This is a genomic window from Streptomyces sp. NPDC037242, assembly GCF_055604165.1.
This window is the reverse complement of the sequence record NZ_JBVJUY010000001.1, coordinates 441,713-461,248: the sequence shown is the minus strand read 5'-3', so window position 1 is coordinate 461,248 and position 19,536 is coordinate 441,713. Positions and strand designations below refer to the sequence as shown.

At 72.7% G+C, this 19,536-nt stretch carries 15 protein-coding genes and 1 pseudogene; 9 read left to right on the top strand and 7 right to left on the bottom strand.

All coding sequences use genetic code 11. The features are described from left to right. Nucleotides 1-3: 3 nt before the first annotated feature. Together ACZ7GJ_RS01925 and ACZ7GJ_RS01920 are read left to right on the top strand one after the other, a co-directional pair. Nucleotides 4-561 (top strand): toxin-antitoxin system, toxin component, encoded by a 558-nt coding sequence (locus ACZ7GJ_RS01925; RefSeq protein ID WP_470748414.1) that lies wholly within the window; start codon nt 4-6, stop codon nt 559-561. After that, nucleotides 558-1,745, top strand: coding sequence for an MAB_1171c family putative transporter (locus tag ACZ7GJ_RS01920; protein ID WP_470748412.1), 1,188 nt, complete (start codon nt 558-560; stop codon nt 1,743-1,745). Before ACZ7GJ_RS01925 ends, ACZ7GJ_RS01920 begins: the two co-directional genes overlap by 4 nt. 4 nt (nt 1,746-1,749) lie before the next feature. On the opposite strand, the gene ACZ7GJ_RS01915 is transcribed toward ACZ7GJ_RS01920, so the two are convergent. Together ACZ7GJ_RS01915 and ACZ7GJ_RS01910 are read right to left on the bottom strand one after the other, a co-directional pair. Then, a complete protein-coding gene (locus ACZ7GJ_RS01915; protein ID WP_470748410.1) occupies nt 1,750-2,526 on the bottom strand; it encodes a bestrophin-like domain in 777 nt (258 codons plus the stop codon). 50 nt (nt 2,527-2,576) lie between these two features. Beyond that, the gene (locus ACZ7GJ_RS01910) at nt 2,577-3,143 is read right to left on the bottom strand and encodes a hypothetical protein (protein ID WP_470748408.1); all 567 of its coding nucleotides are present in this window, start codon (nt 3,141-3,143) and stop codon (nt 2,577-2,579) included. Nucleotides 3,144-3,281: 138 nt separating this feature from the next. Here ACZ7GJ_RS01910 and ACZ7GJ_RS01905 point away from each other — a divergent pair, with 138 nt between their 5' ends. The 3 genes from ACZ7GJ_RS01905 (at nt 3,282) to ACZ7GJ_RS01895 (ending at nt 7,549) form a co-directional block, all read left to right on the top strand. Further along, a complete protein-coding gene (locus ACZ7GJ_RS01905) occupies nt 3,282-4,424 on the top strand; it encodes a cytochrome P450 (protein ID WP_470748406.1) in 1,143 nt (380 codons plus the stop codon). Nucleotides 4,425-4,565: 141 nt separating this feature from the next. Further along, nucleotides 4,566-5,984 (top strand): M20/M25/M40 family metallo-hydrolase, encoded by a 1,419-nt coding sequence (locus tag ACZ7GJ_RS01900; RefSeq protein WP_470748404.1) that lies wholly within the window; start codon nt 4,566-4,568, stop codon nt 5,982-5,984. Then, entirely contained in the window at nt 5,981-7,549 is a 1,569-nt protein-coding gene (locus tag ACZ7GJ_RS01895) for a YfcC family protein (RefSeq protein ID WP_470748402.1), read from the top strand. The genes ACZ7GJ_RS01900 and ACZ7GJ_RS01895 overlap by 4 nt, the downstream gene beginning before the upstream one ends. A 68-nt stretch (nt 7,550-7,617) precedes the next feature. Here ACZ7GJ_RS01895 and metG read toward each other — a convergent pair whose 3' ends face one another. Beyond that, nucleotides 7,618-9,333 carry a methionine--tRNA ligase gene (metG, locus tag ACZ7GJ_RS01890; RefSeq protein ID WP_470748400.1) on the bottom strand — a complete coding sequence of 572 codons (1,716 nt, stop codon included), beginning with the start codon at nt 9,331-9,333 and terminating at the stop codon, nt 7,618-7,620. A 500-nt stretch (nt 9,334-9,833) separates the two neighbouring features. Between metG and ACZ7GJ_RS01885 the strand changes: the two genes are divergently transcribed. The 4 genes and pseudogenes from ACZ7GJ_RS01885 (at nt 9,834) to ACZ7GJ_RS01870 (ending at nt 14,090) form a co-directional block, all read left to right on the top strand. Then, nucleotides 9,834-10,361: an RNA polymerase sigma factor gene (locus ACZ7GJ_RS01885; RefSeq protein ID WP_470748398.1), complete on the top strand. Its 528-nt coding sequence runs from the start codon at nt 9,834-9,836 to the stop codon at nt 10,359-10,361. A gap of 746 nt (nt 10,362-11,107) precedes the next feature. Beyond that, nucleotides 11,108-11,878, top strand: a pseudogene (locus ACZ7GJ_RS01880) (IclR family transcriptional regulator domain-containing protein); the annotation flags it as partial. 498 nt (nt 11,879-12,376) lie between these two features. After that, the gene (locus tag ACZ7GJ_RS01875; RefSeq protein WP_470748396.1) at nt 12,377-13,129 is read left to right on the top strand and encodes a 3-hydroxybutyrate dehydrogenase; all 753 of its coding nucleotides are present in this window, start codon (nt 12,377-12,379) and stop codon (nt 13,127-13,129) included. Nucleotides 13,130-13,169: 40 nt separating this feature from the next. Next, nucleotides 13,170-14,090, top strand: a complete 921-nt coding sequence (locus ACZ7GJ_RS01870; protein ID WP_470748394.1) for an aminoglycoside phosphotransferase family protein — start codon at nt 13,170-13,172, stop codon at nt 14,088-14,090. 27 nt (nt 14,091-14,117) lie between these two features. Here the strand turns inward: ACZ7GJ_RS01870 and ACZ7GJ_RS01865 are convergent, their stop codons facing one another. The 4 genes from ACZ7GJ_RS01865 to ACZ7GJ_RS01850 form a co-directional block, all read right to left on the bottom strand. Next, complete coding sequence (locus tag ACZ7GJ_RS01865) at nt 14,118-15,125, bottom strand: hypothetical protein (RefSeq protein WP_470748392.1); 1,008 nt, start codon at nt 15,123-15,125, stop codon at nt 14,118-14,120. Between the two features lie 13 nt (nt 15,126-15,138). Next, the gene (locus tag ACZ7GJ_RS01860) at nt 15,139-16,131 is read right to left on the bottom strand and encodes an LGFP repeat-containing protein (RefSeq protein ID WP_470748390.1); all 993 of its coding nucleotides are present in this window, start codon (nt 16,129-16,131) and stop codon (nt 15,139-15,141) included. Nucleotides 16,132-16,302: 171 nt separating this feature from the next. Beyond that, nucleotides 16,303-17,730: a serine/threonine-protein kinase gene (locus ACZ7GJ_RS01855; RefSeq protein ID WP_470748388.1), complete on the bottom strand. Its 1,428-nt coding sequence runs from the start codon at nt 17,728-17,730 to the stop codon at nt 16,303-16,305. Between the two features lie 91 nt (nt 17,731-17,821). Further along, complete coding sequence (locus tag ACZ7GJ_RS01850) at nt 17,822-19,276, bottom strand: DUF6056 family protein (RefSeq protein WP_470748386.1); 1,455 nt, start codon at nt 19,274-19,276, stop codon at nt 17,822-17,824. Nucleotides 19,277-19,536: the final 260 nt, after the last annotated feature.

Below are 19,536 nucleotides of genomic sequence, written 5' to 3'. Positions count from 1 at the left end.
ACGGTGAGCATAGGCAGAGAGCAGCGGCGGTTGTGCGGGGAGCTGGTGGCCGGCATCACGCTGACCGCGCCCGTGGAACCCGTGGACCTCTACGCCGCCCTCTGCGAGGGCATGAGCAAACACCGCGGCCGCCGGGTGGAGTTCCGGATGGCCTCGTTCCCGCCGGGGACGGCCAGCGGCCTGTGGCTCGACATGGCGGACCGCGATCTGGTGGTCATCGAGGAACGCACGGCGCCGGACCACCAACTGGTGATCCTCGGCCACGAGCTGTGGCACATGAAGGCCGGCCACTGCAGCCACCACGTCGACGGCGCCGCCGTCGCCGCCCGGCTGCTCTCCGACCAGGCCGACCTCGGCGAGACCGTCCGGCGGGTCGCCGCGCGCACGCGCGCCGACGTCCAGGAGGAGACCGAAGCGGAAACCTTCGGTTTACTGCTGGGCAGCAGATGCCGTACGTGGCTGGCCGGTTCGGCGAGCCACCGCGCACCGGCACAGCGTGATCAGTTGGCGGGCCGCATCGAGGCCTCGCTCGGATACCGGGGGCACAGGAACGACCGTTGAACGGCCAGGACTACTACATACCGGCAGTCGCGATGGGGGTCTCCCTCGCCTTCAAGCTGCCGACCCTGCGCAACAACTGGCGGGACCCGCTGCTCCGCTCGGTCTGCGCCCTGCTGACCCTGGCCGGATCGGTGTTCACCTTCGCCGCCCCGCCGACCATCGAGGCGGTCAACCGCTGGACCGGCATCCCGAATTTCTCCGCCCCGCTCGTCTACTGCCTGATCACCGCCTTCAGTGCCGCCTGCCTCGTACTGATCGTCAACTGGCGGGGCGGCCCGCCCGAGGAGACCCGTCGCATCTCCCGCCGCTGGATCCTCGGCTACGGCGCGGTGATCGCGACGTTGCCGGTGCTGTTCGTCCTCGGTGACGCCCCGGTGGAGCGGCTGCGCGACTTCGACACGTACTACGCCAACACCCCGTACATCCGGGAGCTGATCGCCCTCTACCTGGTGGCGCACAACGTGGCCGCCTTCGTGATGGTGGCCATGTGCTGGCGCTGGTCGCTCCAGGTGCGCGGCTGGCTGCGCGTCGGCCTGATGATCATCGTCCTGGGCTACGTCTTCAACCTCAGCTACGACGCGACCAAGATGAGCGCCGTGGTCGCCCGCTGGACCGGCCACGACCTCGACTGGCTGAGCACCGACCTCGCCCCGCCGGTCGCCTCCCTCGGCGCGCTCATCAGCGCGGTCGGCTTCGTGCTCCCACTGGTGTGCCAGCGGTTGTCCGACAGCTGGCAGAACTGGGCCACCTACCGGCGGCTCGGCGCGCTCTGGCACGAGGTGCAGATCTCCGCGCCGGGCGGCACCCCCTGCGTCCGGATGTCCTGGTGGGCCGCCGCCGAGCTCCGGATGATCCAGCGCGAGTCGGACATCCACGACGGGTTCCTGCACCTGGGCCCGTACTTCGACCAGCGCCACCGGGACGGCGCCCTCGCCCGGGCCCTCGCCGGCGGGGCCGACGAGGAGACGGCCCGCGCCGTCGCCGACGCCGCCATGGTCGCGGCCGCCGTACGGGCCCGCTCCGCCGACCCCGAGGGCAAGGTCATCGGGGCCAGCGAGGAGAGCGCGCAGCACGCCGCCGACGGGCCGCGGGACCTCGTACGGATCTCCCACGCGCTGCGGCACTCGCCGGTCGTGGCGGAGGTCCGGCGGCAGACGGCGCTGTCCGGGGCGCCGGGAGTCTGACCACTCAGCTTCCGGCGGCCACCGTCACCGCCGGGAACAGGTCCTGGAAGGCGCCGGCGGAATCGAGGCCGCTGCGGCCATAAGGTGCGTCGAAGCTCCACACCATGAACAGCAGGAACACGATCAGCGCGCTGAACAGTCCGGCGAGCAGCAGTTCCCTGCCCGAGCGCCGGATCTGCAGGGTGAAGATCAGCCCGACGGTGACCACTCCGCCGACCAGGAGCCCGAGCCACACCACGCTCGGCAGCGTCGACTCGTCGCTCTGTGTCCGCGAGTGGCGGGCGTCGTCGGCGGCCGCGATGTGGTCGAGCAGCGGCTGGTAGGCCTGTGCCTGGAGCTCGTTGGCCGGGGCCTGGTGGGTGACGTCGCTGCGCAGCTTGCCCAGCAGCCCGGCGCCCTCGGCGGACGCGGCCTCGCCTGCGGTCAGCCGCGGCCAGTCCACGTTGACGGTGTGGGAGACGTACGCGTCCACCTCGCCCCTGATCCGGTCGCGGACCGGCGCCGGGTAGACGTCGGCGCGCTGGGTGACCTCGTACAGCGACTGGGCCTCCCGGCGCACGCTGTCCTCGGCGGCGCCGCGCGCCTCCCAGACGCCCGCGATGGCCAGACCCAGCACGATCGCGTAGACCACGCCGACCATCATCGTCATGTACTCGATGACGTCGGGGGTTTCGCTGGTGTCCTCGTCTTCCGCGGCCCGGCGGTGCCGGATCGCGGTGATGGCGAGGACGACGGCGCACACGAGCGCCATGGCGATGGCCAGGACCAGCCATTCGGACACGAGGGTTCTCCCGTTGGTGAATCGATCGGACGGATCGAGCGGATGAGGCGTCAGCTGCGGCTCTTGCCCCGGGGCCGCAGCGCGGCGGCCGCGAGGACCGCCGGGGTGGTGACGACGGCCATGAGCATCACGGTGGACAGACCGTCCGGGCCGCGCCGCGCCAGGGCCGATGAGTGGTACGGGCGCACGTGGAAGCGGCGTACGGGCGCGGCCGGCGCTCCGACCGCGGCCGGAACCACGGCTTCGGGCTCGGCCGGCGCCGCAACCGGCTCGGCATCCGCCCCGGGTGGCGGCGGCTTCGACGGCGCCTCCCCCGCCTTCGCCGTCGGCCCGGCGAGCCCCGGCAGCGCGGCCCCGGGCGCGGGCGCGGCCGGCAGCGGCCCGGCCCCGGGGTGCCGCACGGTCGGCAGCACCGGCCCGGGCACGATCGCCCGTACGGAAGGCCGCCCGTGCGGCGGCAGCGCGGACGGGGGCCGGACCGGCTTCGTCCCCGCCGGCACGCACAGGTCGACGCGGGCCCCGCGCCCGTGGCCGTCGCCCGCGACCTCCACGTGGCCGTGCAGCGGGCAGAGCGCCGCCACCAGACCGGCTCCGGCGAAGTACTGCCAAGCGGTCACCGCGCGTCCTCCCGCATTCCGCTGTCAAGGGACCCCTCCTGCAGAAACGATCACGGCAGGGCTTCGATACGCGGCAGACAAGTCAAGATCCCTGTACGAGGGGTCACTTCAAGCCATCGGCGGCACTAGCCTGCCCGGATGGAGGAATGGGAACGCTGGGAGCGGCGCGTACAGGCGGCCGCGCACCCCGTCGCCTACCGGCTGCTGAGCGCGGTCGCCGCCCGGGGCCCCGCCGTGCGGGTGCCCCGCGTCGGGGTGGTGGTCAGCGACGCCGCCCTCGCCCGGGAGGTGCTCCTGGACACCGAGGGCTACACGAAGACCGGGCCGGGCGCGGCGGCCGGCCTGTGGACCCCGGTGCTCGGCCCGCGGGTGCTGATCAACATGGACGGCGCCGAGCACGCGGCACTGCGCGGACGGCTGGCCGGGCTGTTCACGCCGGGCCGGGTGGCGGCCGTGTGCGAACGGGTGCTCCGCGCCCCGCTCGGCGGCCTGGAGCGGCGGCTGGCGGCGGGCGAGGAGGTGGACCTGGTCCGGGTCGTCCGGGACGGCGCCACCGATGTGATCCGGGAGCTGGTCGGACTCCCGGACGCCGGGGCGGACTTCGCCGAGGCCTCCGCGGTGCTGTCGGCGGTGCGGCTGTGGCGCACCTCGCTGACCGGCCGCCAGGCGGACCGCGCCCGGGCCGCGTTGGCCCGGCTGAGCGGGGCGGCGGTCGCCGCGTACCGGGCGGGCGACGAGTCCACGGTGCCGGGGCGGCTGCGGGCGCTGGGGCTGGACGAGGGCGAGGCGCGGGGCGCCGTCGGGGTGTTGCTGCTGACCGGCACCGAGACTCTGGTCTCCTTCGTGCCCCGGCTGATCGCCCTGGTCCACGACAGCGGCCGCGGGCCGGACCGGATCACCGACGCGCTGGTCGAGGACGCGCTGCGGGTGACCTCGCCGACCCCGGTGATGCTGCGCAGCGCCGCCCGGCCGGGGCGCCTGGGGGGTGTCCGGGTCGGGGCCGGAGAGCGGGTGGTGATCGCCACGCTGCTGTGCACCCGGGCGTACGGGCCCTTCGCGCCGGAGCGGCCGGGCGGTCCGGGGCACTCGGCGGAGCTGCGGCGGCTCTGGTTCGGGGCCGGTCCGCACTTCTGCCTGGGGATGCCCTTGGCGATGGCCGAAATACGCGCGGTGGCCGACGCCCTGCGGGGCTTCCCGGAACTGCGCGTCGTCGACCGCCGCCCGGCCCGGGGCGTGCTGATCCCCGCGTACGCCCGGCTGTCGCTGCGCGCGAGCCCGTAGGCCCGCAGTACTTCGCCTCGCCGGGAACGGTTCACCCGTCCGGCGCAGTCCGCCACGCCCCCGGCCCGGCCCCACCGCATGATCGGAGGAGCGGTTCCGCAGCTCAGCGGGGTCACCAGGGGAGCAGAGGGACGGTGCCGGGTGGAATCGGACGACAGCCACACCAGCGGCGGCGCCACCCGCCGCGGGACCCTCGAAGCGCAGGTCGACGCCCTGATGGACGGCCTGCGGGCCGACCTCGAACGCCTCGCGGCGATCCCGTCCATCGCCTTCCCCGGGTACCCGCCGGAACCCGTCCAGGAGGCGCACGACCTCATCGTCTCGCTGCTGCGGGACGCCGGGGTCCCCAGGATCGAGCGCATCGACCTGCCGGACACGCCACCGGTGATCTACGGCGAGATCCCGCCGCCCCATCCGGACGCCCCGACCGTCCTGCTGTACGCGCACTACGACGTCCAGCCCGCCGGCGCCGCCTCCCTGTGGCTCTCCCCGCCCTTCGAGCCGACGCCCGTTCCCGGCGGCCTGCGGGCCCGCGGCATCGCCGACGACAAGTCGAACGTGATCGCGCACCTCGGCATGCTGCGGCTGTACGGAGGCCGCCCGCCGGTCGGGATCAAGCTGGTGATCGAGGGGCAGGAGGAGTACGGCAGCCCCTTCGACGAGTACCCGCCCTCCGACCCGGGGCGCTTCGCCTGTGACGCCATGGTCATCGCCGACCTCGGCAACCTGCGCCCCGGCACCCCCACCCTGACCACCGGACTGCGCGGCGCCTGCGAGGTGATGGTGGAGGTCCGCACCCTCGCCGAGCCCCGGCACAGCGGGGAGTTCGGCGGCGCCGCCCCCGATGCCCTGCTGGTCCTGCTCCGGGCGCTGGCCACCCTGCACGACGCGAGGGGCGACGTGGCGGTGGCGGGCCTGCGGCGCGACCCGTGGGACGGCACGACCTACACGGTGGAGGAGTTCCGCGACCTCGCCTCGGTGCGCAGCGGCGTACCGCTGATCGGTACCGGCTCGCTCGGCGAACGCCTGTGGAGCGGCCCCGCCATCACGGTCATCGGGCTCGACGCACCGGACGTGGCGGGCGCCGCCTCCGCGGTGGTCCCGTACGCCCGGGCCAAGCTGAACCTCCGCTTCCATCCGCACCAGGACCCGGTCGAGGCCAGGGCCGCGCTGGTGCGGCACCTGCGCGCACAGCGCCCCTTCGGCATCCCGCTGACCGTCACCCCGGGCGATACGGGGCCGGGCTTCGAGGCCCGTACGGGCGGGCCGGCGTACCGGGCGGCGCTCACCGCGCTCAAGGAGGCCTGGGGCACGGAGGCCTCGTACGTGGCCACAGGCGGCTCGATCCCGCTGGTGAACGGCCTGGCCAAGGCGGCTCCCGCTGCCGAGGTGCTGCTGTTCGGCGCACAGGACAGCATGTGCAATCTGCACGCGCCCAACGAGCGGGTGCTGCTGTCGGAGCTGCGCAACACGGTGGTGGCGATGGCCGCGTTCGTACGGGAGTACGCGGCCGACCACCGCGACGCGGCAGGCCCCCGCGACGCCGGAGGCACCCGATGACGACCGCCCCGCCGCCCGAGCCCCCGGCGCCGCCCGCTCCCCCGCAGGAGCCGATCCCGGGGCTCGATCCGGATCCGGCCCCCGCGAGGAAGTTCTCCTTCCCGAGCGCGCTGACGATCCTGGCCCTCGTCACGGTCGGGATCTGGATCCTGGCCTTCCTGATCCCGTCCGGCCAGTACGACCGCAACGACAGCGGCGCACCCGTCTCGGGCACCTACCACCGCGTCGACAACACGCAGAGTTTCGCCGGCCGGCTGAACGACCTGTTCCTCTCCCCCGTCAACGGCCTCTACGGCATCCAGGACGAGAAGACCCAGCAGGTCGGGCCGAGCTTCTCCGGCGACCTCTACGGCAGCGCGGGCGTCTTCCTCTTCGTGCTCGCCATCGGCGCGTTCATCACCGTCGTCTTCGCCACCGGCGCCCTCGACCGCGGCATCGCCCGGCTGGCCCACCGGCTGCGCGACCGCGGGGCGCTGCTGATCGCGGCCGTGATGGTGGTCTTCTCGATCCTGGGCACCGTGGAGGGCTTCGCCGAGGAGACCCTCGGCTTCTACGGCCTGCTGGTCCCGATGATGCTGGCCCTCGGCTACGACCGGCTCGTCGCGGTCGGCGCCTCGATCCTGGGCGCGGGCGTGGGCGTGCTGTGCTCCACCGTGAACCCCTTCGCGACGGGCGTGGCCTCGTCCGCCGCCGACATCTCACTGGGCGACGGCATCTTCCTGCGCTTCGCGATGTGGCTGGTACTGACCGCCGTGACGGTGCTCTACGTCATCCGGTACGCGCGGCGCGTCCAGAGGGACCCCGCCAAGTCCCTGTGCGGCTTCCTGCCGGGCGACCGGGAGCAGAAGGCGACCGGCGCCGGCGAGGTGGAACCCGAACTGACCGGCCTGCACAAGACGGTTCTGGTCCTGCTGACCCTGGTCTTCGCCTTCATGATCTTCTCGGTGGTGCCCTGGTCCAGCGCGCTCACCGGCAAGGCAGACGCGACCCCGTACGCCTGGGAGCTGGACTGGACCTTCCCGCAGCTCTCCGCGCTGTTCATGTGCGCGGCGGTGCTGGTGGGCCTGGTGGCCCGGATGGGCGAGGCGAAGCTCAGCGCCACGATCATCCAGGGTGCGGCGGACTTCATCTCGCCGGCCCTGGTCATCATGCTGGCGCGCGGGGTCACCGTCATCATGAACAACTCGAAGATCACCGACACGGTCCTGCACTCCATCGAGGGCGTGGTCAAGGGGACTTCGTCCGGGGTCTTCGCGGTGATCATCTTCCTGGTGAACCTCCCGCTCGCCTTCCTGATCCCCTCCACCTCCGGGCACGCCACCCTCGCCATGCCGATCCTGGCCCCGCTGGCCGACTTCGCCGGCGTCTCGCGCGCGGTGGTCGTCACGGCCTGGCAGTCGGCCAGCGGCTGGATGAACCTCTGGGTCCCCACCACTGCGGTGACCATCGGCGGCGTCGCCCTGGCCAAGGTCGGCTACGACAAGTACCTGCGCTTCGTATGGCCGCTGCTCGCCATCCTCTTCGTGCTGATCTGCGGCTTCGTAGCCCTGGGCGCGGCCCTGTAATGAGGCTGTGACCTTGTACGCCGCAGGGGCGCGACCCGGTGGGTCGCGCCCCTGCGTCAGTTCTGGGGTCAGGCGTCCGGGTTGCCGCCGAAGCGCTCCCGGTACGACTCCAGGTCCTCCTCGGTGATCTTCGCGAAGAGCACCGGCGGCACGGTGAACGGCGTCCCCGCCGGGACCGTGTCCAGGGACTTGGCCTGCTCCGGGGTCACCCACGCCGCCGTGTCGTCGGCGAGGTCGAACGCGGAGCGCATGGCGCGCGCCGAGGCCGGGATGAACGGCTCGGAGACCACCGAGTAGAGGTGGATGAGGTTCATCGCGGTGCGCAGGGTCAGCGCCGCACCCTCCAGGTCGGTCTTGACCTCCAGCCAGGGGGCCTTCTCGTCGAGGTACGCGTTGCCGGCCGACCACAGGGCACGCAGCGCGGCCGCGGCCTTGCGGTACTGGAGGGACTCCATGTGGCCCTCGTACTCGGCCAGCAGCTCGGCGATCTGCTCGCCCAGCTTGGCCTCGGCCTCGCCGGCGGCGCTGCCCGCGGGGACCTCGTCGCCGAACTTCTTGCGGGAGAAGGTCAGTACGCGGTTGACGAAGTTGCCGAGGGTGCCGCCGAGGTCCTTGTTGACCGTGGCGGCGAAGTGCTCCCACGTGAAGGACGAGTCGTCGGACTCGGGGGCGTTGGCGATGAGGAAGTAGCGCCAGAAGTCGGCCGGGAGGAGCTCCAGCGCCTGGTCGGTGAAGACGCCGCGCTTCTGCGAGGTGGAGAACTTGCCGCCGTAGTACGTCAGCCAGTTGAAGGCCTTGACGTAGTCGACCATCTTCCACGGCTCGCGGACGCCGAGCTCGGTGGCGGGGAACATCACCGTGTGGAACGGGACGTTGTCCTTGGCCATGAACTGGGTGTAGCGGACGTCCTCGGCCTCGTACCACCACGACTTGTAGTCGCGGTTCTCCGGATCGGCGTCCGCCCACTCCTTGGTGGAGGCGATGTACTCGATCGGGGCGTCGAACCAGACGTAGAAGACCTTGCCCTCGGCGGCCAGCTCGGGCCAGGTGTCGGCCGGGACCGGGACGCCCCAGTCGAGGTCACGCGTGATGGCGCGGTCGTGCAGGCCCTCGGTCAGCCACTTGCGGGCGATGGAGGACGCGAGCTGCGGCCACTCCTCCTCGTGCTGCGCGACCCAGGCCTCGACCTCGTGCTGGAGCTTGGACTGGAGGAGGAAGAGGTGCTTGGTCTCGCGCACCTCCAGGTCGGTGGAGCCGGAGATGGCCGAGCGGGGCTCGATCAGGTCCGTGGGGTCCAGGACGCGGGTGCAGTTCTCGCACTGGTCGCCGCGGGCCTTGTCGTAGCCGCAGTGCGGGCAGGTGCCCTCGACGTAGCGGTCCGGCAGGAAGCGCTCGTCGACCGGCGAGTAGACCTGCCGGATCGCGCGCTCCTCGATGAAGCCGTTCGCCTGGAGCTGCCGCGCGAAGTGCTGGGTGATCTCGCGGTTCTGCGCCGAGGAGCTGCGGCCGAAGTAGTCGAAGGACAGCTCGAAGCCGTCGTAGACCGCCTTCTGGGCGTCGTGGGCCTGCGCGCAGAAGGCGGAGACCGAGAGGCCGGCCTCCTTGGCGGCGAGCTCGGCGGGCGTGCCGTGCTCGTCGGTGGCGCAGATGTAGAGGACGTCGTGGCCGCGCTGGCGGAGGTACCGGGAGTACACATCCGCCGGAAGCATCGACCCGACCATGTTGCCCAGGTGCTTGATCCCGTTGATGTAGGGAAGCGCGCTGGTGATCAGGTGTCGAGCCATCCTCGGATGCTCCATTTCATATATGCCGGTACAACGTGACGGTGCGTGGCGGATTGATCCGGTTCATCGTATCGAACCGCCGAAACGCCACGTGCGGCATTTCTTCGGGGTGGGCGTAACGCAGAAGCGAGGACAGTGACCACTGCGTCACGGCCCTCGCGCTGGGGACATGCTACAGCGGGGGAACCGGCGCCCCGAACGGCAGCCGGGACCGCGCCCCGGTGCGGGCCGGATCATCACCCCTCGTACGCCCACGGCAGCGCGCGAATGAGGACGGCATATGCGTTTGCGCTGGTTGGGCGGGGTCGTGATCGATACCGATCACAGGTCGGTCATCACCGAACGTAATGCTCCCAGGTTTCATCTATGCGCCCTCCCGGTGCGCCCGCGCTGATTTCCTGGCCCGGCACACGGGATGGGGTGGAGCGGTGAACGATGGCGGACCGGAGGAGTCCGGTGGGGCTGTGGGACTACCGAGCCGGCGACGGCGGCCGACGCCCATGAGTCAGTGGGATCCGACGGCGCGCCTGTCGTACTGGGCCTTTCACACCAACCGGCGCCCGGCGTACATGCGTTTCGCGTACTTGCAGCTGGGCTCCGACGCGGCGGCCGAGCAGGCGGTGGACGCCGCCTTCGATTCGATCATGAACGAGTGGCTGCTGATGCTTCACATGGACCGCCTCGACGCCTACGCCTGGACCGTCCTCAAACAGCGCATCGTCGACCGGCAGCGCCGCCGGAACCCCTGGCCGGAGCCCATGGACATCAGTGCGTTCGAGGCCGCGCTCAAGGAGGCCCACGCGGAGACCGACCAGTACGAGGTGCTCACCGACACCATCCGCTTCTACTCCGCCGTGTCCCGGCTCGCCGAACGGCAGCGCGACGCCGTGCTGCTGCGGTACGGACTCCAGTGCACCCCCGGCGAGGCCGCGGCCGTGATGGGCGTGGACGAGGCCACGGTCCGCTCGCAGCTGGGCCAGGCGCACCGGCGGCTCGCCCGCCTGCTCGACACGCCCGCCGAATCATGAGCCGCAACATGAGCCCGAGCATGAGGCACGACGACGGCGGACTCCCCCGCTCCCTGGCCGAGTTCCTGGCCCGGGCCGGCGTCCGCGACCGCTACCCGCACTACGACATGGGCGCCGCCGAGGCCCGGCTGCTGCGCGGCACCCGGCGCTCGCCGTCGGCGGCCCCCGCCCGGCGCCGTTCGTACGGCTGGAGCGATCCCGTGCGGGACTGCCCGCTCGACTCCGAGCGGGCCCGGCGCGACCTCAAGGCAGTCTGCCTCGCCGCCGTGTGCGGGCCCCGCGCCGGAGCCGACCTCGACACCTTCGTGACCGGCGGCCACGTCCACCTGCCCGGGGCCCTCGTCTTCGGCTGCCTCCTGCACCTGGCCGGGCTGCGCGAGGGGGCCCGCTTCTGGTGGCAGTTCGCCGCCGGGTCCGGGCGCGCGCGGACCGCTCCCGCCGCCTACTGCCTCTTCCTCGACCACTCCCGGCGCGGCGAGCACCACGACGCCCGCGTCTGGGCGCGCGAGCTGGGCCGGCGCTCGTTCCGGCCGAGCGGCCGCCGGGACCTGCGGGAGGTGCGGCTGTGCGCGCAGGCCGCCGTCCTGCGCTACGTCGACCAGCTCGACGACCCCGACCTGGGCCCGGTACCGCTGCCGCGGCCCGGGCTGACCGCTGTCCTGGCCGCGTTCCGGTCGCCGCCGCCCGCGGCCGCGGTCCCGGCCGAACCGCCCCGCCTGAGTCCGGGCCCGCTGCGCCACCCCGCGCTGACGGCCGCCGCCCGCGGAACCGTCGTACGGGCCGACCCGGGCGAGGCCCTGGCCGAGGCGCGCCGCGCCCTGGCCGTCGTACGGGTCCTCGAACGGCATCCGCTCGGAGTACGGGCCGCACAGCTGCGGCGGGAGGCGGGCCTGGCCGAGGCGGAGCTCGGCCCGCTGCTGGCGATGCTGTGCGAGGAGGGCTACGCGTACCGCCCGGGCGTCGGGGTGTACGGCCGCGGGCCCGCCCTCGACCGGCTCGCGGCCCCCGGCGGCCGGGGCCTCGCCCGGCAGCTCCAGCGCACGCTGGCCCTGGCCCGGGACAGCGCGGGCGCGGCCGTGTACCTGAGCCGGTACACCGACGGCGAAGTCCGGATCACCCAGATGGCGGACGGACCCGGAGCCCCGCCGGTGCGGGAGTGGGTGGACTTCCGGGACGCCGCGCACGCCAGCGCGGTCGGCAAGTGCCTGCTGACCCAGCTCGACCACGACCGGCGCGCGGACCACGTGGCCCGGCACCGGCCGGCCCGGCTCACCCCGCACACGATCACCGACAGCCGGGCCCTGTTCACCGCGCTGGACGCACTCGCACCGGGCGCGCCCGTCTTCGACCTGCGCGAGTACTCCCCCGGCGTCGTCTGCTCCGCGGTGCCCATCGCGACCGGCGACGCCGCGGGCAGCCTCGCGCTCTCCCTGCCCGCCACGCACGCCCACCGGCTGAGCGCGGCCACCGAGGCACTGCGCCGCAAGGCCGTACCGGTGCTGCTGGCCCTGCTCCTGTCGGGTGCGATCCCGCCGGACGCCCCGGACGCGGTGGCGGAAGGTGTCACCGGCCCCGACGCCCCGGACGCCGGTGACGACGGGGCCGGGGGCGCCGCCGCGCTCGAAGCCCTGGAGGCCGACGCCGCACTGGGCCTCCCGGAGCAGCCGCTGCGCGGAGCCGTCACCCCGGAGACCGTGCGGCACCTGCGGAGCCTCTTCCGCACCGCCCTCGCGCCGCTCGCCCGTAGCGCCGCCGCGGCCGACGGCCCGCACCTGGTCAGCGACACCACCGCGGCGGCAGCGTACCTCTTCGACGCCCCGGCGGACGCCGGACCGCCGCGGCTGGCGCTGCCGCGCACCTTCGCCCCGCTCAGCCCGGGCAGTCTGCCCACCGCGAACGGGCTGGTGGTGCTGCGCACCTGAGAGCCCCGTGTGCGGGGGCACCATGGCACCGGCCGCGAGTATGGCGCCCCGCACCATGGGCGGCGTACCCGCCGGTGCCTACTGTTGCCCGCCATGACCAGCGAATTCCTTCGGGGGCGGGTCGCCCTCGTCACGGGCGGCGGCAGCGGCATCGGCCGGGCCTGCGCGGTGGCCCTGGCCGCCGCCGGGGCCCGCGTGCACATCGTGGACCGCGACGGGGAGTCGGCCGCGTCCGCGGCGCGGGCGGTGGGTGGGCAGGCCCACACCGCCGACCTGTCCGACCCGGCCGCCATCGCGAACCTGCCGACCGCCGTGGACGTCCTGGTCAACAGCGCCGGGCTGCAACACGTCGCCCCGCTCACCGAGTTCCCGCCCGAGCGCTTCACCCTGATCCAGCAGGTGATGGTCACCGCGCCGTTCCTCCTGCTGCGCCGCGTGCTGCCGCACATGTACGGCGCCCGCTGGGGGCGCGTGGTCAACATCTCCAGCGTCCACGGCCTGCGGGCCAGCGCCTTCAAGTCCGCCTACGTCGCGGCCAAGCACGGGCTGGAGGGGCTCAGCAAGGTCACCGCGCTGGAGGCCGCCCCGTACGGCGTGACCAGCAACTGCATCAGCCCCGGCTACGTACGCACGCCCCTGGTCGAGGCGCAGATCGAGGCCCAGGCCGCCGCGCACGGGATCAGCCCGGACGCCGTGCTGTCCGAGGTGCTGCTGGCCCGGTCCGCGATCAAGCGGCTGATCGAGCCCGAGGAGGTCGCGGCGGCCGCGCTGTGGCTGTGCGGGCCCCACACCGGCCACCTCACCGGAATATCGCTGCCGCTCGACGGCGGCTGGGGGGCAAACTGATCTTGCCGCCCGGCCTTTCGCTCCGCCCGAGGGGATCACCATGACCACCGCGAAGATGCATGCCGACGAGCTCGACATCGACGAGCCGCTCGTACGGCGCCTGATCGCTTCGCAGTTCCCGCAGTGGGCCGGTCTGCCCGTCTCCGCGGTGGCCTCGGCGGGCACGGACAACGCCATGTACCGGCTGGGCGAGAACATGGCGGTGCGGCTGCCGCGCGTTCCGGGCTCCGCCCGGCAGGTCGACAAGGAGCAGCGCTGGCTGCCCCGTCTGGGCCCGCACCTGCCGATGGCCGTACCCGTGCCGCTCGGCCTGGGCGCCCCGGGGGCGGAGTTCGGGCTTCCGTGGTCGGTGTACGGGTGGCTCGACGGGGCCAATCTGTACGACGAGCCGCTCACCGACCTCGCCGGCGCGGCGGCCCGGCTCGGCGGCTTCGTCGCCGCCCTGCGCAAGGTCGACGCCACCGGTGGGCCCGCGTCCTACCGGGGCGGCCCTGTCGCCACCCGCGACGCCGATGTCCGCGCGGCGATCCGCGATCTGGGCGCCGACGGCACGGTGGACGCGGACGCGGCCACCGCGGCGTGGGAGTCGGTCCTGCGGCTGCCGCAGTGGCAGGGGGATCCGGTCTGGGTCCACAGCGATCTGCTGCCGGGCAACATACTGGCCGACCGGGGCCGGCTGAGCGCCGTGATCGACTTCGGCGCCCTCGGTGTCGGCGACCCCGCCGTCGACGTGATGGCCGCCTGGACGCTGTTCACGGCCGAGACCCGCGGCCTGTTCCGGGAGGCCGCCGAGGTGGACGACGACACGTGGGCCAGGGGGCGGGGCTGGGCCCTGGCCTTCGGGCTCACGGCGGATCACTACTACCGCGTCGTGAACCCGGTCAACCCGGTCCTGGCGGGCATCGGCCGGCGGGCGGTGCGGGAGGCCCTGGACGACATCCAGGGCCTCGCGACCTCATGACCTGGCGGCCTTACGGCCTCCCGGTCGTCAGTTGTTGGTGATCCAGGTGCCCTTGGCGGGGTTCCAGTGGATCGTGACCTTCTGGAACTTCTGGGCCTTGCCACCCGCCTCGTCCATCTCGTCGGTCAACGCGTAACCCAGCGCCTTCTCGTGCCCCGCCGCATGGAACGCCTCGTAGATCGCCCCGTGCACCACATGCGTCCCCGTCTGCGGCGACCACAGGAACAGACCCTGCTCGAAGAACTGGTACCGACCCCGCGTCCCATCGGGCGCCTGCGCCGCATCCGCCTCGTCCATCGTCGGGAAACCCCAACGACGCTCCGCATCCGTCGCCCAGAACTTCTGCAGGATGTCCCCGTAGACCGCGTGGGCCACGTCCGGGTGCCAGATCAGGATCCCGTTCTGGAACTGCTGGAACCGACCGCCCAGCGAGGCATCGCGCTCACCCCTGGTCGGGGCGCCCAGCGGGCTGCCCGGGCCGCCCATGGCGTCGTACTTGGCGCCGATCGTGCCGTACGGCATCAGGTCGTCCAGCCGGTGGTACCGGCGGGGCGAGAACCCGCGCAGTCCGTCGTTCCACGCCCGCTCCTCCGCCACTTGGCCGAAGTCGTACGTCTCGCGCACCACGGGCTTGGTGTGGGCGTCGTCGGCCCACCGCAGGAACAGCGCCACGTGGTCCGTGCCGCCGGAGTCGCGCAGCAGGGCGTCGCCGGGCTGCAGGTCGCTCGCGGGGATCTCGTCCGTGACGTTCCACAGGTCCCAGGTGGTCAGGGACGAGTTCAGGTGCCAGGCCATCGACACGAAGCCCGAGCAGTCCGGGCGATAGCAGCCGAACTGGTTGTTGTGGCACCCGCTCTGGCTGTACGGCACCCGCTCGGCGATCCACGACCAGGCGCGGTCCATCGCCTCGCCCCGCCCGATCATCCCGCCGGGTTCCGAGGCGCTCGCGGCGGGCGCCGCGCCGAGCGTGGCGGCGACGGCCGCCAGTGTCAGCGCCACCCCCGCGAGCGCACGCCGAAGGATCAGCGATCGCATGACTGTCTCCCCGTCAGTTGTTGGTGATCCAGGTGCCCTTGGCGGGGTTCCAGTGGATCGTGACCTTCTGGAACTTCTGGGCCTTGCCACCCGCCTCGTCCATCTCGTCGGTCAACGCGTAACCCAGCGCCTTCTCGTGCCCCGCCGCATGGAACGCCTCGTAGATCGCCCCGTGCACCACATGCGTCCCCGTCTGCGGCGACCACAGGAACAGACCCTGCTCGAAGAACTGGTACCGACCCCGCGTCCCATCGGGCGCCTGCGCCGCATCCGCCTCGTCCATCGTCGGGAAACCCCAACGACGCTCCGCATCCGTCGCCCAGAACTTCTGCAGGATGTCCCCGTACACGGCGTACGCCACGTCCGGGTGCCAGATCACGATCCCGTTCTGGAACAACTGGAAGCGCCCGCCCAGCGAGGAGTCCTCCTCGGCGCGGACCGGCCAGCCGAGCGCGCCGTCGCGGCCGCGCAGCGCGTCGTACTTCGCGCCGATCGTGCCGTACGGCTGGAACGCCTCGTCCCGCTGCGCCCGTGCGATGCCCTCCACCTGGTCGTACCGCTCCGGGTAGGCGGAGCGCTGGACGGCCTGGGCGAGTTGCCCGGCGGTGCTGCCCTCCATGCCCGGTTCCATCTGCTGGGCCACCTCGAAGAACTTGTTCGCCGCGTAGTCGACGTCGAGGATCTGCTCCCGCGTGCCCCAGCCCTGCGAGGGGCGCTGCTGGAAGACGCCCAGCGAATCCCGGTCCCCGCAGTCGAGGTTGTTCATACGGGACTCGACCCAGCCCGTCTCGAAGCCGGCGAGCATCACCTTGTCGGACACGCCGCGGCGCTGGCCGACCTCGTAGACCTTGCGGGTCACGGCGATGTCCCGCTCCGCGGGAATGCCGCAGTACACCTCGGCCGTCGCGGTGTGCCCGAGGGGGCCGGGCACCTCGTTCGCGACCTGCGCCGCCCGTGCCGGTCCGGCAAGGGTGGACACGGCCGTCATGACCAGCAGGATCGACATCCTGAATCTCGCGCGTCGTGCAGCAGCCAAGCCAGGCACGGCCTGCTCCTTCGCCTCGGAATCACCTTGCGGCGGAAGGTAGTCGCGGGGGCTACCGGCAAGGCATCCGGAACGATCCGGAGTGACGGCGCACGAACTTCCCTGTTAGGAATTCGTGGTTAGGAATTCGGGTTAGGAGGCGCCGTCGGCGGGGCGGGGGCAATGGGCCAGTTCGGGGTGGTCCTTCGTGCGCACGGCGGGCAGCCAGGCGGTGGGCGGTGTGGAGCCGAGCGGGAGGCGGACGCGGAACCATTCGGTGGACACGGCGTCCGACTCGTCGATGATGGGCACCCCTTGGGTGATCCGGCAGTCGGCCTGGAGGACGTCTCCGTGCCAGACCCGGGTCGCGACGACGTTGTCGGCGGTGTACGCCTTCAACGGGTCGACCGCCAGACCCAGACTGCACTGCGGGTGGCGGTCCGTACGGTCCCGGCAGCTCTGCTCGGCGTTGAACACCCGTATCGGGCCCACGGCTTCGGGACCGGGGCCGGGCGCGCCGTCGCGTGCGGCGTACGAAGACCACACCGCAGCGGCCGCCGCGCACCCGGCGACGGCCACCGCGGCCACCGCGGCGGTGCGGGTGCCGCTCCGCCTACGGGCCGTCGGACGCGGGGCCGGGTCCGCGTCGGGCGCCTGGGCCTCGGCCTCCGCCTCGCGTGCGCAGATGCGCGCCAGCAGGCTCTCGGCGGTGTGCGCGGCGCGCGCTCCGTGCGTCGGGGCCAGGCAGTCCGCGGCCAGCGCGCGCCAGAACGGCGGTACCGCGTCGTCCAGGCGCAGCGGTGCCAGGCCGTGGGCGTACTCCTGGGTCGCGGCGCCGCGCGAGCCGGGCGTGGCGCCGGGGAACGGCAGGGCGCCGGAGGCGAACACCTCGTGGATCACGATGCCGAGGGCCCAGATGTCGGCGCTGGGCCGGACCTGCACCCCGCGCTCGCCGAGCGGGGCGTTCCACCGCTCGGGCGGGAGGTAGTCCAGGGTGCCCATCGGGGGCGCGTACCCGTGGGTGCCGTGGGTGCCGGTCAGTTCCGTGGCGAGCCCGAAGTCCGAGAGCTTCACCGAACCGTCCGCCATGAGCAGGATGTTGTCCGGTTTGAGGTCGCCGTGCACCCAGCCGCTGCGGTGCAGGTGCACCAGGCCCTCGCAGATCTCGGTGATCAGCCGGGCACCTTCGTCCTCGGCCGTCGCCCCGGCGTCGAGGAGGTTCCGCAGGCTGCGTTCCGCCCGCTCCATGACCAGTACGATCGCGCCGTCCAGCAGCGGGTGTTCCGGTTCGCTGAGCACGACGGAGTCCCATAAGCGGATCAGCCTGGGATGGCCGGCCCTGCGGCCGAGTTCGACCTCGCGCCGGGCGGTCTCCGCGACCTTGCGGGCCTGGCGCGGTGCGAGCCCGGCGGTCGGCAGGAACTTCAGGGCCACGCCCTCCCGGCCCGCCGCCGGGTCGCTGGCGTCAGCGTCACCGACCGGCCGTGCCGCATGGACCGTTCCCCAACCACCGGCCCCGATCGGCTCGGTGACCTCCCAGCCGCCGACGCGGTAGCCGCGCGGTGGCAGTTCCGCCCCCACGATCCCCTCCCAGGTCAGCGGTGTTCAAGTACACCGAACGTTACACATCCGGTGGTCGCCGGTAGGGGTGAGGAAGGTCTCCTCGGGCGCTTCAGAGGCGGTGGATCCGGTCGATTCCGTACCACTTCGACAGGCAGGCGGCGACCCAGTCCCGCTGGTAATTGGACGTGTAGAAGGGCTCGGCCAGATTTCCGATGTACATCGGCCGATAGCCGATGTCCGTCGCGCCCTTGGCCGCCTCGGCCCGGATGCGGGAGTTCTGGGCGTCCCAGGCCACGGCGCGCGTCACCGTGGCGGTGGTGAGCTGCTGGACATCGGGGACGAGCACGGCCACCGACGCCAGGGCCAGCCCGCCGGCCGCCAGGGCAGCGGCCGGCAGGGCCAGGGCGGCGTTCGGGCGGGCTGCCAGCGACCGGCGGGCCCAGCCGCCGAGCAGGGCGCCGTAGAGGCACAGCGCCAGTTCCAGGGGGACGAGGTAGCTCGTCCAGGTACGGGCGTACGTCCACCCGCTCGGGCCGTAGCCGCTGCGCAGGCCGACCACCACCGCGAGGGACCCGAGCACCACCACGGGCACGGGAAGCAGCACCAGGGCGACCAGCATCCTGCGCGGCACGGCGATGCGGCGCAGCTCGGGCCTCGCGAGCAGGCCCAGCAGGATGCCGACGGCGGCGGCTCCGAGGTAGGCCCACTGCCCGGTGACGGTGTCCCACATGTGCAGCCAGTCCCGGACGGTGCCCCTGAGTTCGCGCGCGGAGAGCAGGGAGTCCCTCTCCGGCTGCTGGGCGCGGCGCCACCGGGCGCCCGGGGACGTGTAGAGCACGATCAGACCGCACAGGAGTCCGGCGCACCAGGTCAGGCACCAGGTGAACGGGCGCCAGGTCCGGGCCGCTCCGAGGCGGGGCAGTGCCAACAGCCCTACGCCGACGGCGAGCAGGCCGCTGACGAGCGCGAACGGCTCGCTGAGGGTGCCGATCGCGAAGCCGATGAGGAACGCCGCGACGAAGCCGCCGGTGCGTACGGCGGCGCGGGGGTGGCGGACGGTCAGGACGGCCAGCAGGAGCGCCCACACCCCGATGACGCTGGGAACGGTGTGGGAAATCGTGGCGGGTGCCCACAGCAGCACCTGATAACTGCGCGTTCCCGCGAAGTAGAGCAGTGCCTGGATGACCAGGGCGCAGGCGGCCAGGACCAATACCCGGGGTTTTCCGCCGAGGATGCGGATGAACTCGTACCCCAGCAGGACGAGGCCGACCGTGAAGGTGACGACGATCACCGTCGGCAGGACCTTGATTCCGGCCAGTCCGTCACCGTAGATGACGCCGCTCAGGAAGGAATTGGTGATCCGGCCGTTCTGGGTCCGGTAGAAGTCCGAGGTGATGCCGAAGACTCCCAGGTCGCGGGCCTTCCAGCCGGCGCACCAGTCGTCCGACGTGGGCCGCACGTAGAGGCCGAGGAAGCACCCGACGGCGATCAGGGCTCCGGCCGCCGCGACGAGGATCCCGCCCATGACGGGCGGAAATCCGCGGGCGAAGGGGTGTCGGCCCATTCCCCGGCCCATTCCTCGGCCCATTCCTCGGCCCATTCCTCGGCCCATTCCCCGGCTCGCGTCGTGCTCGGTCGAAGGAGTTCTCATTTACCAGCCCTTCGCAGCGAGGCTCGGCCGGAACAATGATGTGCACGGTTGTTCACCACCGGCATCCGAGGGGCGGGGCTGCTGGGCCGCGAGGTTTCGCCTTCACCCGGGTGGCGGCAATTCGTGGCGAGCCCCGAACCCCTCTCCCACGATGGAATTCCGGCTCGCGTGCG

Coding starts and splice junctions, on each gene's coding strand:
- ACZ7GJ_RS01905 (WP_470748406.1), top strand. CDS start 3,282: ATGGAGGAATGGGAACGCTGGGAGCGGCGCGTACAGGCGGCCGCGCAC.
- ACZ7GJ_RS01895 (WP_470748402.1), top strand. CDS start 5,981: ATGACGACCGCCCCGCCGCCCGAGCCCCCGGCGCCGCCCGCTCCCCCG.
- metG (WP_470748400.1), bottom strand. CDS start 9,333: ATGGCTCGACACCTGATCACCAGCGCGCTTCCCTACATCAACGGGATC.
- ACZ7GJ_RS01885 (WP_470748398.1), top strand. CDS start 9,834: ATGAGTCAGTGGGATCCGACGGCGCGCCTGTCGTACTGGGCCTTTCAC.
- ACZ7GJ_RS01875 (WP_470748396.1), top strand. CDS start 12,377: ATGACCAGCGAATTCCTTCGGGGGCGGGTCGCCCTCGTCACGGGCGGC.
- ACZ7GJ_RS01870 (WP_470748394.1), top strand. CDS start 13,170: ATGACCACCGCGAAGATGCATGCCGACGAGCTCGACATCGACGAGCCG.
- ACZ7GJ_RS01865 (WP_470748392.1), bottom strand. CDS start 15,125: ATGCGATCGCTGATCCTTCGGCGTGCGCTCGCGGGGGTGGCGCTGACA.
- ACZ7GJ_RS01860 (WP_470748390.1), bottom strand. CDS start 16,131: ATGTCGATCCTGCTGGTCATGACGGCCGTGTCCACCCTTGCCGGACCG.
- ACZ7GJ_RS01850 (WP_470748386.1), bottom strand. CDS start 19,276: ATGGGCCGACACCCCTTCGCCCGCGGATTTCCGCCCGTCATGGGCGGG.